The organism is Chitinophaga agri, from assembly GCF_010093065.1.
In the GTDB taxonomy this organism is placed as follows: Bacteria; Bacteroidota; Bacteroidia; order Chitinophagales; family Chitinophagaceae; genus Chitinophaga; species Chitinophaga agri.
This window is the reverse complement of sequence record NZ_CP048113.1, coordinates 1,745,095-1,760,947: the sequence shown is the minus strand read 5'-3', so window position 1 is coordinate 1,760,947 and position 15,853 is coordinate 1,745,095. Positions and strand designations below refer to the sequence as shown.

Sequence of the window (15,853 nt, the reverse complement as noted above, 5' to 3'; positions counted from 1 at the left end):
AATTTTCAACTATGAGCGTTTTGTTTTATGGGAGATGGATAAAATACTATGTTGCGGGCCACGTGTTCCTCACTGTGGAATACGCCGGACAATTAAAGGAAATAGGACCACTGTATCACGCTGCACACCACTATTTTTATCCATGCGGTACATAGGAACGTAATTTGCCATTCATTATATATACGTTCCGGTGGAAATCCTTTGTCATAAGTGAAAGAGCAATGAAATACAGTAGTATGAACAACAGCTTTAAACCGGTATGATCTATAAAAGGGTACCTTAGCAATGAGGTACCCTTCTCTTTGATATGTGCAATAATATCATGGAACAGGGTGTTTATCCGATGTCGATATAAAGATTGATCTGCTATGCTGAAAGACAAAAGACATGTATTGGTGACGCTGATGATAGGGACGTCCATGGCGGCTATTGACAGTAGTATCGTAAACGTATCGCTTCCCGTCATACAACGGCAGTTCGGTGTTGATCTGAATGAAGTCTCTCTGGTGATCACCGCTTATATGATCACGTTCCTGTTGTTCATCCCACTCACAAACTGGTTAAAGAACCGCGTAGGATATTACCATCTCTATATGGGCAGCATCCTCCTGTTTACGTTGGGTTCCTTGCTATGCAGTATCTCCGGTAGTATACAAATGCTTGTCTTCTCCCGTGTTATCCAGGCAATAGGGGGTGGGTCAATAGCACCTACTTCTCTGGCTATTCTCTCAGAGAGTTTCCCTAAGAATGAAAGAGGCAGCGCTATTGGCTGGTGGGGTATAGGGAACGTGATGGGACCTGCCCTGGGGCCAACGCTGGGAGGGGTATTGACAGAATATCTGGGCTGGCAGGCTATCTTCTATGTGAACCTGCCTATAGGTATCATCGCGGTGTTAATGAATATGCGGTACCTGGGATTCCTGAAGACACGTAAACGTTGTAATCCGCCCTTTGATTTTAAGGGATACCTGGCTTTCGTTTGCTTCATCGTACTACTGCAGTTCACGTTGACGAGTACCAGCGATAAGTATGGCTTTACCTCCTGGCAATTTATAGCAGGGGTGGTACTGACTGTCTTTACATTATGGTTGTTTATCCGCACCTCCCGGCGCCCGCAGGCATTACTGGATCTCTCCGTCTTTCGTATCGCTGCTTTTAACAGGGCCTTTATCATCGTGGCACTACGCTCACTGGCTTTGTTTGGCGGGATGTTCTTCCTGCCTTTCCTGTTACAGGGATACCTTAAATATACAGAGATCCAGAGTGCACTGCTGTTGTTACCGAATGCGCTGGTCATGTTGCTGACAAGACCTATGGCTGGTAAGATGGCGGATGCCGGCATGATCAGGAACATCTCTATCTTCGGTATCTGCCTTGTATCGGCATCCTTCTTCCTGTTTGCACAGATCGATACAAATACACCGGTGTGGTTCATTATACTGGCGATGGTTGTACGTGGATTAGGCATCAGCTTCCTGATCGCACCTGTATCCACCGCCATGCTGAATGCTGTCTCTCCTGCACAGACAGCCACGGCAACATCTCTTAACAGCCTCATATTGCAACTGGGCGGGTCTATTGGTATTGCCATCAGCGGATCTATGCATACGTACATTTACGACCATTATGTCGCCAAGGGATATGAGATCATGCTCGCTGAGCATTATGCGTTAAGAGACGGTTTCCTGTTCACCGCCGTATTAATGCTGGTCACGTTGATACCAGCATCCAAACTTCCTCATGCTGCTGCAGCCAGGCTCAAACGTTCCAAAACAAAACCGGCACTCGGTTAAACGGCTTGAGGATTAGCAGCTACACCTGTGTGTCTGAATGAACGCACATTTACCTTTCATTAAAAGTGTACCTATCGTTTTTTTACGCTGGTATCATTTTTTCATCCTGTCTCAAACTAAAAGACAGATGAAAAATCCATTATTTCAAAAGACACACTGGTTTGAATATCTGGGCTACGGAGCACTGGGTGCTGTATTCTATTGTATCCTGCTGTTCTTTCATTTGCAGGCCGGAAATTACGAGTCTATGTACCTGGTGTATATAGGGAACGCTGCGTTCGGTATTGCTATCCTGTTATACAATCTGAAGCTCATCTACCGGAATTATGAGAAGAACCGTGCGATATCTATGCTTATAGCGGCTCACCTGGCTACAGCCACTGGTACGGTGCTGTCCATGATCTTTGGCAGCGTGCTGATGTTAGCTGTTTACCCTGAGCTGTTCTCGTCTACACCATCCATACTGGGACCCGAAAACGCTCACTCGGGCACGGCAGCTACACCGGAAGGCTGGTTGTTCATGGTGGTGATCAATGCATTGATCCTTAATTTCAGTGTAGGATCATTTATTTCTATCGTGTCTTCTTATGCAGGCAAGATCAACCAGACAAAAGATAAACCTGCTCACCTCGGTACCAGGACTTCCAACGGCAGAACGACCAATGATGCGTAACACAGGTATTGTATTTGATAGCATTAATAAAACTGAATCTATGAATGAAAATTCTTCTACAGGTAATAAGCCTGCCGTTAACGTAGGTAACACAGAACGTATGATTTCAGCAGTGGCGGGTGGTTTTCTGCTCTACAATGCCATCAGTGGTAAAAACGCCCGTATGTTGAAAGCTGGTGCAGGTGCTTTCCTGTTGTACAGGGCACTGACTGGCAACTGTCCCGTGTATAGTATGCTGAAGAAGAAACGCTTGCCTGACCCGGTAAGGAACATTAATGTCCGGGTGTCGATGACCGTAAATAGGCCGCGGGCAGAAGTCTATGCCTTCTGGAGAAATCTGGAGAACCTGCCGCTTTTTATGGATCATGTGAAGGCAGTTACACCGCTGGGTGACGGACACTACCACTGGGAGGCGCAAATTCCGGGATTACCTGCTTCATTGAAGTGGGAAGCTGCCATTATCAAGGAGGAGGAAGGCGAATTGCTGGGCTGGAACTCCCTGCCAGGCGCCGATATTGATAATGCAGGTAAAGTGACGTTCGCGGATGCCGGAGAGAACGCAACAGCCCTGCATGTCGTGATCACCTACAGAGCACCGTTGGGCGCTGCTGGTAACGGCATTGCCAGACTGCTGAACCCATTGTTTAAAGCGATGATCAGGGAAGAGCTTCGCAGCTTCAGCCAGTATATCGGAAATGGCGTAGTTCCTGCAACGCAGGAACAGGCATCAGGCAATGCAGCCTCCACGATGTAGCCCGGCTGTGCTGAAGATGCCTGCTCACAAATATTTTCTTTAGCGTAACGAATCTAAAAGCAAATCGGGGACACATATTGATGTGTCCCCGATTTTGATATTACTTGCTGGCACAATATGCTATCCTTCACAGCTCTTACATGTCACCAGACTGTTCACCAGTTCCTTTGACACGCTCTGGCTACGTTGGTAGTACAGTGTTTTTACACCTAGTTTCCATGCTTCGATCAGCAGTCTGTTCACTTCTTTCACCGGCAGGTTGGAAGGAATGTTCAGGTTCAGGCTCTGTGCCTGGTCAACGTGTTGCTGACGGATCGCCGCCTGCTGAATGATCTCCAGCTGACTGATCTCCTTGAAGGTCTTGAACACATCTTTTTCGTGTTCTGTCAGTTCTTCCAGGTGTTGTACACTACCATGGTTCAGCATGATGCTGCGCCAGGTATCTTCATTGTCAATACCTTTCTGCTCGAGCAGGTCCTTCAGGTATTTATTCTTACGCATGAAGTTACCTTTCGACAGACCAGCTTTGAAATAGTTACTGCTGAATGGTTCTATACCAGGAGATGTCTGACCCAGGATGGCAGAAGAAGAAGTGGTTGGAGCGATCGCCATCAGGGTGGTATTCCTGCGGCCATATCCTTTCAGCACTTCTGGTTCACCATAGATCCACGCCAGTTCTTTGGTCGCTTTGTCAGCTTTATCCTTAATGTCTTTGAAGATGATAGAGGTCAGTTGTTTTGCCTGCATACCTTCAAAGGCAATCATGTTCTTTTGCAGGTAAGAGTGCCATCCCAGTACACCCAGACCGAGTGCACGGTGACGTTTTGCAAACTTGTTGGCAGCAGTCAGGAAGTGATTACCTTCTGTTTTGGTAATGAACTCCTGCAGTACGGCATCCAGGAAGAAGATAGCCAGTTTCACCGCGTCTGTATTCTTCCACTCATCGTATAACTCGAGGTTCATGGAAGAGAGGCAGCAGATGAAAGACTCATCTTCTGTAGAAGGCAGCATGATCTCAGAACAGAGGTTGCTCGCATTGATAGCCAGGTTCAGGTCTTTATATACCTGTGGCTTGTTACGGTTTACATTGTCTGTAAAGAAGATGTAAGGTAATCCTTTCTGCTGACGGCTTTCCAGTACTTTCGCCCAGATCTCACGTTTTGCCATGTCGCCGTCGATCATATCCTGCATCCAGTAGTCAGGTACACATACACCGTAAAACAGATTCTGGATGGGATGTCCTATATCCTTAATAGATAAGAACTCGGAGATATCATCATGGTCGATGTCCATGTAGGCAGCGAATGCACCACGGCGTACACCCCCCTGAGAGATGGTATCCATGGCAGTATCAAACAGCCGCATGAAACTCACTGCGCCACTACTTTTCCCATTATCAGTAACCGCGCTACCACGGGCACGCAGTCCGCCGAAATAAGCAGAAGTACCACCACCTATTTTCGTTTGCATGATCACTTCACCCAGCTTGTGTGTGATACCCTCAATATTATCAGGTATATGCACGTTGAAGCAGGAGATAGGCAACCCGCGTTCTGTACCCATGTTGGCCCAGATAGGGGAGCTGAGGCTCATCCAGCCTCTTTCTACCATTTCTACAAATGCTTCTTTTAATTCCGGTTTATATAAACGCTGTGCGGCAGCTGTACAAATTCTGTCGATTGCTCCTTCAACGGTTTCGCCTTTCAGCAGATAACCTCTGTTGAGGACTTGTTCACTTTCCGAGTTCTTCCACCACAGCTTAGGCAGTTCGTATTGATCCGCCACCCCTTCGAGCTGTGTTAATGCTGTTGTCTCCATGTCCAGTTATTTTTCCGTTTAGTGTTACCAGTTAAAATGTTAGAACAGATCAAGCGCAGAAATGCTCTTGTCGTGTTTAGTGTAGTCTACCGGACGTTTTGCAAAGAAATCGTCCAGGCTGTTTGCAAATACTTCTTCCTCAAACCACAGCATCGGTTTATTATCCTCTGTAGAAATATCAAACAGGGTTGGCAGGTTGATCTTTTTCAGACTGTCATCCGCACGGTATTTCATAAAGTTGATGAGGTGCTCTTTCTTCACTATATCAATCTCACCTTCACTGAATATCCAGTCCAGAATATTGCTTTCCACTTCAATAGACTCTTTTACCAGTCTGTTCACTTTCGCAATAGTCTCTTCAGAGAAAATATCCGGATATTCTTCCCTGATCTTGTTGATCAGGTAGATGCCGGCATTCGCATGGATCTGCTCATCCACAGAGGTCCAGGCAATGATATTACTCACATTCTTCATCAGCCCCTTGAAACGGGTGAATGACAGGATGATCGCAAACTGGCTGAAGAGGCTCACGTTCTCTATCAGGATAGAGAACAGGATCAGCGAAATGGTATATTCTTTCTTATCAGTGGATTTTGCATTGCTCAGGGCATCAGATAGATAGTCGATACGCTGACGGATCACCGGCACATCTACCAGTCTCTCAAACTGGTTATTATATCCCAATACCTCTACCAGGCGGGAATAGGCTTCCGAATGACGAAATTCACATTCTGCAAAGGTAGAGCCCAGACCATTCATCTCCGGCTTCGGCAGGTGATTGTACAGGTTACCCCAGAATGATTTTACAGCTACCTCGATCTGTGCGATCGCCAGCAGACTGTTCCTTACTGCTGTTCTCTCTGCAGGGTTCAGATGGGAATGGAAGTCCTGCGTGTCTGCCGTGAAATCAACTTCTGAGTGTACCCAGAATGATTTGTTGATAGCCTCGGTAAACTGTAGCACTTCCGGATACTCAAACGGCTTATACTGTAATCTCTTATCAAAAATTCCCATACCTAACTTATATATTTTGCGTTATTTGTATTCGAACATAGCGGCCGCTGTGGAGGATCATGTAAGTCCCTGAAGCGGCATGGGAGAACTGGAAAGGTGTGATATATGTTAACTACTTTTCATATGCTCTCAGAGTACAAAAGTGACATAGCTGAGGGGTTTTTCAAAAAAAAGGAACTAACAGGATGTGGAAAACTTACTGAAGTCAGACTGGTATTGAATCGTGGAAAATGGTAGGGGCGCTGACCCGCAGAATGAGGAAAAAATACTACTGATGAGATTAGCATTACTGATTTGCAGTAGTTTAGATATATGGTATGCAATGCACGTGCCAGCCTGGGAACACTACCGGCTATTGGCAACAAAAGTGTTTGTTACCAGTAGCCGGGTAGGATGTTGATATGATAATAAATCAGAATGTCTCTTCCACCATTTCCTTGTTTGCGACAGCGCCCGCGAAGGTACCGGTCGCCACAGCGTTAGATACCGAACGCATCATACTCGCATTGTCCCCACAGGCAAACACGTCCTTCACCGTCGTCTTTTGCATATTATCTACCCGCAGGTACCCCTGCTCCGTCAGTTCACACCCCAGTTGTGCGGGAATATCACTATGCTGGGTGAAACTGATACGGGCATACAGTGCTTTCAGGGGAGCGGTGGTGCCATCTGTAAAAACAAGTTGACTGATATACCCATCCGTATGCGCTACTTCCCGGATCTCTTTTTCCACGATCGTGATATTACGGGCCGCCAGCTTATCCACCTGCTCACCACTTAATGTGGACGGCCCATTGGTGAAGATAGTCAGGTCTTTTGTCCAGTTGGAGATCAGTTTGCCAAAGTCAAACGCCATGTCGCCATTGGCGAATATCCCTGTCTTTTCATTTCTTACCTCATACCCATGACAATAAGGGCAATGGATCACCGAGATCCCCCAGCATGCTGCAAAACCAGGAATAGCTGGCTGATTGTCCGTAATACCGGTCGCAAAGATGAGTTTACCCGCTGAAAAGGTTTCTCCCGTGTCAGTAGTAATATCAAACCCGGTGGCTGTTTTTATACCCGCTGTCGCCAGGCCGGTATAAAAGGTCACCGTATCATATCGTAATACCTGCTCCCTGCCGATCCGGGCAATATTGGCCGGTGTATTCCCATCCTGGGTGAGAAAGTTATGAGAATGCGGCGTCTGTCGGTTACAGGGTTTCCCACTATCTATGATCAACACTTTCCTCAATGCACGTCCCAGCGCCATCGCTGCGGATAATCCGGCATAACTGCCGCCGATGATGATGACATCAAAATTCCTGTTTCCTGTCATGATTACTTTTCCTGTTAGCTGTACTTAAATAATTTGCCGGCCTGACAAAGGTACAGTAAAAAGACATATACTTGCAACTTTGTTGCAAAAGTATTAGAGGAATATCCTGTTTTATTTGACAATTGTCCTATTCTCCGGCCGGCCTGACAGATCTGTTCACTTCGTGATCTGCTGAGGTCTCAGTTCGTCCGGATGCTGCCTGGTGAAGTTCTCCCATCTCTCCCTGGAAGGCGTCGTAAAAAGGTCTTTTAATACAGACAGGGGGACACTGTCGGCTGGTTGAAAGGAGGGTGATGTCATATATTGCTGCAAACTGTATAATAGTTGTCTGGCTGCCACCCGGCGTGTCGTATCCGACCGCAGGTCTGCACTGCTGACAATGATCCTGCCCTTACCCACCTTCGCTTCCAGGATCAGCGCCAGCTTCCGGTTCATGAACCAGGTATCTATCGGCTGTACCAGTGGACGAAAGCCCTTCGGGAAGTCTTCCAGGTGCATTACCTGTGACTGGTTCACCAGCTCCCACCATTGCAGATCACTGTGGTCGTCCGTCGGGAAATACCTGAACGCCGGATGGTTTTTATGCAATGAAATGCCCAATGTATGTGGTGGTCTCATTTTAAACCATGAGGTGTTCCAGAATACAGGTGTAAAATGCTGTACGACCTCTTTCCCTTTCACCACTTTACCTGCGGCATGCATGAATACAATGCCTCCGTCCTCGAGGACGCGGGCTGCCTTCGCGTCAATCGTATCAGTATAATGAATGTCGCCCGCCACCATAGGCAGTCTTTCAGGATATACCCAGATCTGCCAGTTATTTTCATACACAGTATTATTGATCTTTACCGTCAGTGTCAGCCTGCTGGCTTTCGTGATCTTTTGCAGAGAACAGCGTATACTATCCACAACGGTATTACCGCCTCTTTTGATCTGTGTAGCCGGAAAGCGGCCCTGTTGGACCAGGTTATCCGCATCATCTTTCATCGTCCATGAGACAACCGCATGCGTAAGATCCTTCGGGCCGTAGTGATAGATCTCAACCGGTGTTACAAACGCTTCGTCATTCGTGTAGGTGAACCTACTGATACGTGTCAGTGGAACTGTCTGGTTGCAGAAGTGGCGCCATTCCTTTGCGGTGATATACCCCTTTTCCTGCCACAGGGCGTTGAGTACACCTACCAGCGCGGTCCCCTGTCCGGGAAAGTCCTGTAGCCCTAATAGCTGGAAACCTGCTCCATTCGGCGTGCGTAATGATTTTTCAATTTCCTGTTTATAACACAAGGCCTGTAACTTACCGGATGCCATCAGAAAGTCTTTCGCCTGATGTCCCATATCGTGCAACTGCAACTCTTCCTGGAACAGTTCGAAATTCTTTGCCCTTGTAACACCTGTGTATCTGCCCATTTCACTGAAGTCGGGGAATGCACACCATTGTCCCATTTCATGTGTAATATAGGGGATGTTGAAAGCATCCGTCTTCTCGTGATAGTCGCTGACCGTCTCTGGTGCGATCGTATGCCAGTTCAATCCTCTCGGACCGGATTTGATCATATAATCGACTCCTGTGTACAGTGGCCAGCTCATACCTACGGAAGCGGCCGCATATATGCGGCGCGGGTCTTTCGCTCTCCAGTGTGTAATGAACGTGTCGAGATATTTGGCCTGATGTCGTCCTGCAGGTTCATTACCGGCTGCGAACATACAGAAGGAGGGATGGTTACCATACGCTTTTAACAGGCGTTCGGTCTCATCATACAGGTATTGATCTATGAACCGGCTATCTCCAAGTGAAGTGCCATGATTAGGCCAGGTAGGGCCTTCTGGTTGCAGATAAAACCCTGCTTCATCTGCCGCAATAAACGCTGCTTCCGGTGGGCACCAGGAGTGGAACCGCATATGATTCAGTCCGTGAGATTTCGCTACGGCGAATAGTTTCCGCCAGTCTGCCACCTGCATCGGTGCATAACCTGTCGATGGAAATTCGCAGTTGTTAACGTCACCACGCAGGTAGATCTTATTACCATTGACGAGGATAGAACGACCATTCACGGTCACTTCCCGCATACCAAACGATACTTCTTTCCGGTGTTGCCCTGCCGCTAATTGTATACTGGCCGAAAGCCTGTACACTGCCGGCGAAAACTCGTCCCAGCGCAGCATGCCTTTTCCTATGGGTAACGTCGTTTCCAGGTATGCGGTGTCGCCTGCATTTGCCTGCATACTAACGTACACGACCGATGTCTTATGTTGTACAGCGGTATTATTACTCACGGCCTGCACAGCGACCCTGCCTGTCGCCGGAGAATTAGTTGTATTAACAATGGCCAGTCGGATAACCGCTTTTTGCGCAGCCACATCAGGATAGACCTGTATATCTGCTATATATACAGCTGGCAGGGCCCGTAACTCCATCTTACCCACGATCCCGTTCCAGTTGCCCTGCGTGTGGTCAGTGACACTATGTGAATCTGGTCCGACGTTTATCTCTTCCAGGCGGTTGTCCATACGGACAGTAATCGTATGCGGACCTTCAGATATACTATCAGGAATATTGAACAGGTGTGCCGCTACCAGTGAATTACCCTGACCGACTGCCACATCATCTATCCATACCATTGTACGGATATGACAACGCTCCAGGAAGAGCTGGAGGCGTTTGCCTTTATACGCTTTGGGGATGATGATGGAGCGCTGGTACCAGGCGACCCCGGTATAATGTTTAACTGGCGTGAGCCAGAACGGGATCTTCAGGTGGTCCGGCTCTCTGTAACGTGCCAGACTGGGGCGGAAGAAAAATGAACTATCGTAAATAGACCCGGTCCATTTTGTTTGCAGGGTGATGTCATTTCCCTTACCGTTTTCCGTCATCGTACCGGGCAACTGTATACTATCTGTCAGTTGCTGCAGGAACCATTTTTCCTGTAGTCCCTTGTCTGCGCTGTCTATGGCAAAACGCCATTTGCCGGACAGGGAGATATGCTGTGCGTGCACCTGCGTGGACAGGATACATAACAGCAGACAAACCATCTTTGTGAACGGGTTACAACAAGTCAGCAGTGTTTTCATTATACGTGGATAGTTGTGTGTCGGGTATTGAGCTTATGTTACCAGGTGGCATTGAGCCGGGCCAGTTCTGCCGCGGTGATCGGCATGATGGTACCATGGCGTGGATGGAAATCCAGTGAGATATTTTCGTCTATCGCCCGGAAGTTTTTAAAGTCAGTGGTCTTTGTAAACTGGTACCTGCCGCTGGTGTACATATCATACATCAGGATGTAGCCGCTGCCATCATTCAGCTTGAATGTGCCGGCACCTTCCACCGGTTTATCCGTTTGCTGCACATAGTCATTGCTTTGCATTGTATAGCCACCCGTCAGCCTGTCGGATACAGCTATCTTAATACCCGGACGTCTGTCTTCGGTTTTAAAGAACAGGTAGTAATGACCATCTTTTTTCTGGATGTCCCCATCGATGCAGGCGGCGTTATCAGGATTAAAGAACAGCTGCTTCATCTCACCCTCCAGGTTTGTGAAGTCTTTATTGGCATAGACATACACGATCTTATCGGGCGCATTCCCATATTTTACAGAAAAATAGAGCATATACTTCTTAACGCTATCATCGTAAATCACCTGTGGCGCCCATACACGTAACAGACTATCCTGACCGGCATACCTTTTTTGCAGGTTGATAGCAGATGACGTCCAGTGGATCAGATCAGTCGATTTCATCATCACCAGTCCGCGGTTACTGTTCCAGCCTTTGGCAGATACCATGTCAGTGGCCACCATATAGTATGTTTTACCGTCGGCGCCACGCAGCATATGAGGATCGCGTACGCCACCGGTTTCACTGATATCGGCGGAGTTGATGACGGGTTTATTGCCATTCAGTGCCCGGAAGTGATAGCCATCATTGCTGACTGCAAAACAGATCTGTTCTTCTGACTTATCATTACCGGTGAAGTAAGTGAAGAGGTAAGCGCTGTAAGCAGCCGGTTGTTTCTTAGCACGGCTCTTTTGTGCGGTGGTGGAAATGGTGATACCGAGCATCAATGCCAGTAATGATAATGTGCGTATATAGCCATTGGCCATCCGGAAGGACAAGTGTTGAGAGAACTGCATCATGGAATTTACTTTGACAGACGATCCTGGTTTAAATAAAATTACTGTCGAATATACAATAATTTATCCTGAAATAAAGAAGGCGCCGCAGTTTCCCGCTGGCGCCTTCTTTATTTCAGACATATTTATTATAACAATTCAGCCAAAGCTTCTTTGGAGAATCCTTTCAGTTCACCTGTTCTCTCTTCTTTAATTTTTGTTACCCAGTTCGGATCAGCCAGTAACGGTCTGCCAACAGCTACCAGGTCGAAATCGCCTCTGTCAAATCTACGCATCAGTTCTTCCAGTGAGCTGGGTTGAGAACTTTCGCCTTTGAAGGCAGCCAGGAACTCACCGCTTAAACCGACAGAACCTACAGTGATGGTAGCTTTACCGGTGAGCTTTTTCGCCCATCCTGCAAAGTTCAGGTCCGAACCTTCAAATTCGGGTTCCCAGAAACGACGCTGAGAGCAATGGAAGATGTCAATACCGGCTTCGGCGAGTGGCTGCAGCCAGGCTTCCAGTTCAGCAGGGCTATTCGCCATCTTACTGTCGTATGCATATGGCTTCCACTGAGACAAACGAATGATCAGCGGGAAATCCTCACCTACACGTTTGCGCACTTCTTTGATCACTTCCACTGCAAAACGGGTACGTTCTGCCAGGGTCTGACCACCATATTTATCGGTACGCAGATTGGTATTGGCGGAGAAGAACTGATCGATCAGGTAGTTATGTGCGCCATGCAGTTCCAGGGTATCAAACCCCAGTCTTTTTGCGTCAGCAGCTGCATCGCCGAAAGCTTTGATCGTGTCAGCAATATCTTTTTCTGACATCGCCAGGCCGTTGGTGTTGTCTGGTCTGTTGATGCCGGAAGGACCTTCGAAAGGCGTCAGTGGTTTCCAGCCGGAGTGGTGATTGTCCATCACGCCCATGTGCCATATCTGGGGCCCCATAGCACCACCGGCGGCATGTACATCATTAATTACTTTCTGCCAGCCAGCCAGGGAGATCTCACCATGGAAACGGGGTACGTTGGCATCGTTGGAAGAAGCAGGACGGTTAATGACCGTACCTTCAGATAGTATCAGACCCACTTCACCGGCAGCGCGACGCTGATAGTACGCCGCCACGTTATCTCCGGGTACGCCGTTTGGTGAAAATGACCTGGTCATAGGGGCCATTACGATCCTGTTTTTTATGTTCAGCGTCTTGAGGCTGAAAGGCTTAAATAAGCTCAGATTACTCATGTTTGTATACGTTTGTGTGTGCGTTATCAACGAATATCTGATGCAAAGATATCGGAGATTTCCGAAATGCCAATTCTATTTTAGGCAGCCGCAGGCTGCCGGTGGGGGATAAATGTCTTGTTATCCGCTACCGGTGCGGGAAAACGGTAAATGTTAAAAAAAGTGTAACGCGGCGACAGGTAGCGTACGATCTTCCTGGCCACCGGATAACTAAAGCATCTTCAAACTTTGAATTTTACAAAAAAATGTGTAGTTTGGTGTAGAGGAAAGAACACCCCAAAACAACATTAGAAAAATCCTCAGACGGAAACAGTTAACACCCCAAAAACTCACTTCAAATGAACCTCTGCTCATCTTCGAGTACGTATAACTATTACGTGCAAACGCAATTATTTATGTTACAGCGGTATTATTATCAGTCGTATCGTGGTAATACGCCTGGAACTCCGTATTTTCAGCACCCTTAAAAACGCATTGTATGAAATCAACAGAAGAACTGAAACGGGACAACGAAGTTATCCGGGACCTGCTGAAGAATGGAATAGAAGCGCTTTTGATGAAGATACCCGGCGTGCATCACATCAGTATCGGTTTAAAGGAAACACAGGGACGTGTCACTGACCAGCTTTGCATCAGGATCTACGTTAGGGAAAAGAAAGACCACAGCAAAATGCAGGCCCATGAGGTACTGCCTTCCGAGATCAATGGCATTCCCACAGACGTGAACGTTATCCCGGGCTTCAGCGCCTGTATAGACGAGAACAGGTACCGGCCCGTAAAAGGCGGTATACAGATCACTAACCGTATCATCATCCGTGATGAGAATACCTTCGGTACGGAGGTCGCCCATGGTACGCTCGGCTGCCTGGCCAGAAAAAATGAGGATGGCAAACTGGTCCTGCTGAGTAATTGTCATGTACTAATGGCGAATGATGCGAAACCTGGCGATAGGATCTACCAGCCTGCGCCCGCAGTCATTCCGGAAATGAACAACAAAGACCTGCCTTTCCATCCTACTGACAACGAGAACGTGATCGGCACGATAGTCAGGGCAACTATCAATGAAAGTGTTGATGCTGCTATCGCAGAACTGGATGATGCGCATCTCGCCAACGGCGCCGGTAATGAGATCAACGGTTTAAGTGTGAACGGGGTGCCGCGTTATAATACGATCATTGGAGAGGGAGAAGCGCTGGCGGGTCAGATCGTGTTTAAAGTGGGGGAAGTATCGGGCCGTACAGAAGGCAGGGTAGTGGACGTCAATTACCCGGCCACCACATTCCCCATCGAAGGAAAGACCTATACGTTCAAAGGTCAGATCGCCATTCAGACAGTTGATCCTGCCCATCGTTTCTCTGAAAAGGGAGATTCGGGCTCCGCCATCGTCGATATGGAGAACAGGATCATTGGGCTGCTGTTCGCCAATAATGGGAATGCACAACCGCAGATGACGCTGGCAAATCATATCGCTGACGTGGTCCGGCAACTGAACATCAATATAGTTAAGAGTTAAATATGGCCAATAACAGCACCGCGTAAGCCGTGTTACGGGTCATCCTGTAGGGCATCCATCATCCTGGACTGATAAAGGCAAACGCCGGAGGTAGTATTATCTCCGGCGTTTGCTATTTAGTGCCGGTTGCGAAAGCATTGCATCATAAGATACATCGGTATGGTTCGACTCCCCAATGGAACAGGCCGGAAGGGTATGCAGATCATCACCTGATGCCGTTACGAAAAGGTTACTTAAAGGGCACCATAAGGGCATCTCAAGGGCACTTCAATATCCCCTGGATATTGAAGTGCCCTTGAGATGCTGTATTAGTACTCATTTTGTATGAATATCAGTCCGTGTAATAGCAGAAGTTGGTATCTTTATCAGTAAAACCCTCAAAATCAATTTATATGGCCATTGTTAAAGACAACCTCCTCCTGCAATTTGTATCCGGTACGATCGGTAAACAGGTTACCATTTACGAAAGAAAGGGGCAGATCATTATGGCGAAGAAGCGCCGCCCGTCCGCGAGAAAACCCACTAAAAAACAGCTGAAAGCAAGAGATAAGATGAAAACTGCCGGAATACGTGCGAGTGTACTGCTGGAAGATCCGGAGCTGAAGGCGTATTATGCAACGCTGGCAGGCCCGGGACAACATGCCCATAACATCGCAGTTAAGGATGTATATGATTCGCCTGAGATCCAGCAGATCAGCGTAGAACGTAAAGAGATAATAGTGATGGCAAAGAACCATTTCCGTGTGGCAGAAGTGCATGTACAGGTCATAGACGCCGATGGCGTGATCCTCGAACACGGACCAGCCGTTTTAGGCAGGAATGGTATCGAGTGGCATTATAAAGCGGGTAAATTACCTGCCGACAGCAGGATCATTGCGACAGCGATCGATCTGCCGGGAAATGAAACGACAATTGAACGCGTAGTAAATTAGAGATCAGGAAGGAAGAATGAAGTTGGCTGTTACCATTTGGCCAGGACGCTCTGACACAGCCTTATAATACCTTGTTGGAGGATGACAGCTGTTAACAGGAAATGCAGTGCTGTCAGACCTGCCTGCCTCATTTCCACTTTCTCATTCCTGATTGATCTTCACCAGTCCCAAGTCAGGCTGTGCGTACTTATACACTTTAAAATAAAGGGTGGTTTTCGTCTGATATACGCCTTCAATACCCGATAGCCGCGTAACAAATTCCAGCAGGTGCTCATTGTCCCTGCACATCACATTTACTTCCAGGTCATATGCGCCGGATGTCATCGCCAGAAAACTGACTTCCGGCATCGCGGCTACCTGCCGGGCAATGGCATCTTTCAGGGTCGCCGGACGTACATACACCGCAATGTGTGCATACGAATGGAAGCCTACCTTTTCAGGGTCCACCCTGCCAACAATATTAATGGTACCTTCTTCTATCAACCGGTTAAAACGGGTACGTATCGTGCCAATAGAGACATGCAGCTTTTCAGCGATCACAGTAAAGGAAATCCTGCCATCCTGCTGGAGATAGGTCAGGATAGAGAAATCAAGATCATCAAGAGGCGTCTTATCGGCTGATTTAGTCTTTCCCATTTCTCAGGTTATATAGGAGTGAGGAGTTAAACGGGTACTTGCA

Annotated in this window: 12 protein-coding genes; 5 read left to right on the top strand and 7 right to left on the bottom strand. The window is 47.6% G+C overall.

From position 1 onward, the window contains the following. The first annotated feature begins 368 nt into the window (after positions 1 to 368). The 3 genes from GWR21_RS06620 (at position 369) to GWR21_RS06610 (ending at position 3,220) form a co-directional block, all read left to right on the top strand. Positions 369 to 1,793, top strand: coding sequence for a DHA2 family efflux MFS transporter permease subunit (locus GWR21_RS06620; protein WP_162330960.1), 1,425 nt, complete (start codon positions 369 to 371; stop codon positions 1,791 to 1,793). 127 nt (positions 1,794 to 1,920) lie between these two features. Next, complete coding sequence (locus tag GWR21_RS06615) at positions 1,921 to 2,466, top strand: hypothetical protein (protein ID WP_162330959.1); 546 nt, start codon at positions 1,921 to 1,923, stop codon at positions 2,464 to 2,466. 40 nt (positions 2,467 to 2,506) lie between these two features. After that, positions 2,507 to 3,220, top strand: coding sequence for a YgaP-like transmembrane domain (locus tag GWR21_RS06610; RefSeq protein WP_162330958.1), 714 nt, complete (start codon positions 2,507 to 2,509; stop codon positions 3,218 to 3,220). 120 nt (positions 3,221 to 3,340) lie between these two features. On the opposite strand, the gene GWR21_RS06605 is transcribed toward GWR21_RS06610, so the two are convergent. The 6 genes from GWR21_RS06605 to GWR21_RS06580 all read right to left on the bottom strand — a co-directional run bounded on the left by GWR21_RS06605 (position 3,341) and on the right by GWR21_RS06580 (position 12,729). Then, the gene (locus GWR21_RS06605; protein WP_162330957.1) at positions 3,341 to 5,038 is read right to left on the bottom strand and encodes a ribonucleoside-diphosphate reductase subunit alpha; all 1,698 of its coding nucleotides are present in this window, start codon (positions 5,036 to 5,038) and stop codon (positions 3,341 to 3,343) included. 39 nt (positions 5,039 to 5,077) lie between these two features. After that, complete coding sequence (locus GWR21_RS06600; protein ID WP_162330956.1) at positions 5,078 to 6,052, bottom strand: ribonucleotide-diphosphate reductase subunit beta; 975 nt, start codon at positions 6,050 to 6,052, stop codon at positions 5,078 to 5,080. 412 nt (positions 6,053 to 6,464) lie between these two features. Beyond that, complete coding sequence (locus tag GWR21_RS06595; protein ID WP_162330955.1) at positions 6,465 to 7,373, bottom strand: NAD(P)/FAD-dependent oxidoreductase; 909 nt, start codon at positions 7,371 to 7,373, stop codon at positions 6,465 to 6,467. A gap of 156 nt (positions 7,374 to 7,529) precedes the next feature. Beyond that, positions 7,530 to 10,442, bottom strand: a complete 2,913-nt coding sequence (locus tag GWR21_RS06590) for an exo-beta-1,4-galactosidase (protein WP_202929064.1) — start codon at positions 10,440 to 10,442, stop codon at positions 7,530 to 7,532. A gap of 38 nt (positions 10,443 to 10,480) precedes the next feature. Further along, positions 10,481 to 11,503 (bottom strand): glycoside hydrolase family 43 protein, encoded by a 1,023-nt coding sequence (locus GWR21_RS06585; RefSeq protein WP_238430227.1) that lies wholly within the window; start codon positions 11,501 to 11,503, stop codon positions 10,481 to 10,483. Positions 11,504 to 11,628: 125 nt separating this feature from the next. Beyond that, positions 11,629 to 12,729, bottom strand: a complete 1,101-nt coding sequence (locus GWR21_RS06580; protein ID WP_162330954.1) for an NADH:flavin oxidoreductase — start codon at positions 12,727 to 12,729, stop codon at positions 11,629 to 11,631. Between the two features lie 478 nt (positions 12,730 to 13,207). On the opposite strand from GWR21_RS06580, the gene GWR21_RS06575 reads away from it, so the two are divergent. Together GWR21_RS06575 and GWR21_RS06570 are read left to right on the top strand one after the other, a co-directional pair. Then, positions 13,208 to 14,242 carry a chymotrypsin family serine protease gene (locus GWR21_RS06575; protein ID WP_162330953.1) on the top strand — a complete coding sequence of 345 codons (1,035 nt, stop codon included), beginning with the start codon at positions 13,208 to 13,210 and terminating at the stop codon, positions 14,240 to 14,242. Between the two features lie 392 nt (positions 14,243 to 14,634). After that, the gene (locus tag GWR21_RS06570; protein ID WP_162330952.1) at positions 14,635 to 15,174 is read left to right on the top strand and encodes a hypothetical protein; all 540 of its coding nucleotides are present in this window, start codon (positions 14,635 to 14,637) and stop codon (positions 15,172 to 15,174) included. Between the two features lie 141 nt (positions 15,175 to 15,315). On the opposite strand, the gene GWR21_RS06565 is transcribed toward GWR21_RS06570, so the two are convergent. Next, positions 15,316 to 15,810, bottom strand: coding sequence for an Lrp/AsnC family transcriptional regulator (locus GWR21_RS06565; RefSeq protein ID WP_162330951.1), 495 nt, complete (start codon positions 15,808 to 15,810; stop codon positions 15,316 to 15,318). Between the last annotated feature and the right edge of the window lie 43 nt (positions 15,811 to 15,853).

Bases quoted from the DNA above. Each gene is read 5' to 3' on its own strand.
- GWR21_RS06590 (WP_202929064.1), bottom strand. From the start codon at position 10,442: ATGAAAACACTGCTGACTTGTTGTAACCCGTTCACAAAGATGGTTTGT.
- GWR21_RS06610 (WP_162330958.1), top strand. From the start codon at position 2,507: ATGAATGAAAATTCTTCTACAGGTAATAAGCCTGCCGTTAACGTAGGT.
- GWR21_RS06605 (WP_162330957.1), bottom strand. From the start codon at position 5,038: ATGGAGACAACAGCATTAACACAGCTCGAAGGGGTGGCGGATCAATAC.
- GWR21_RS06595 (WP_162330955.1), bottom strand. From the start codon at position 7,373: ATGACAGGAAACAGGAATTTTGATGTCATCATCATCGGCGGCAGTTAT.
- GWR21_RS06600 (WP_162330956.1), bottom strand. From the start codon at position 6,052: ATGGGAATTTTTGATAAGAGATTACAGTATAAGCCGTTTGAGTATCCG.
- GWR21_RS06570 (WP_162330952.1), top strand. From the start codon at position 14,635: ATGGCCATTGTTAAAGACAACCTCCTCCTGCAATTTGTATCCGGTACG.
- GWR21_RS06620 (WP_162330960.1), top strand. From the start codon at position 369: ATGCTGAAAGACAAAAGACATGTATTGGTGACGCTGATGATAGGGACG.
- GWR21_RS06580 (WP_162330954.1), bottom strand. From the start codon at position 12,729: ATGAGTAATCTGAGCTTATTTAAGCCTTTCAGCCTCAAGACGCTGAAC.
- GWR21_RS06615 (WP_162330959.1), top strand. From the start codon at position 1,921: ATGAAAAATCCATTATTTCAAAAGACACACTGGTTTGAATATCTGGGC.
- GWR21_RS06575 (WP_162330953.1), top strand. From the start codon at position 13,208: ATGAAATCAACAGAAGAACTGAAACGGGACAACGAAGTTATCCGGGAC.
- GWR21_RS06565 (WP_162330951.1), bottom strand. From the start codon at position 15,810: ATGGGAAAGACTAAATCAGCCGATAAGACGCCTCTTGATGATCTTGAT.
- GWR21_RS06585 (WP_238430227.1), bottom strand. From the start codon at position 11,503: ATGATGCAGTTCTCTCAACACTTGTCCTTCCGGATGGCCAATGGCTAT.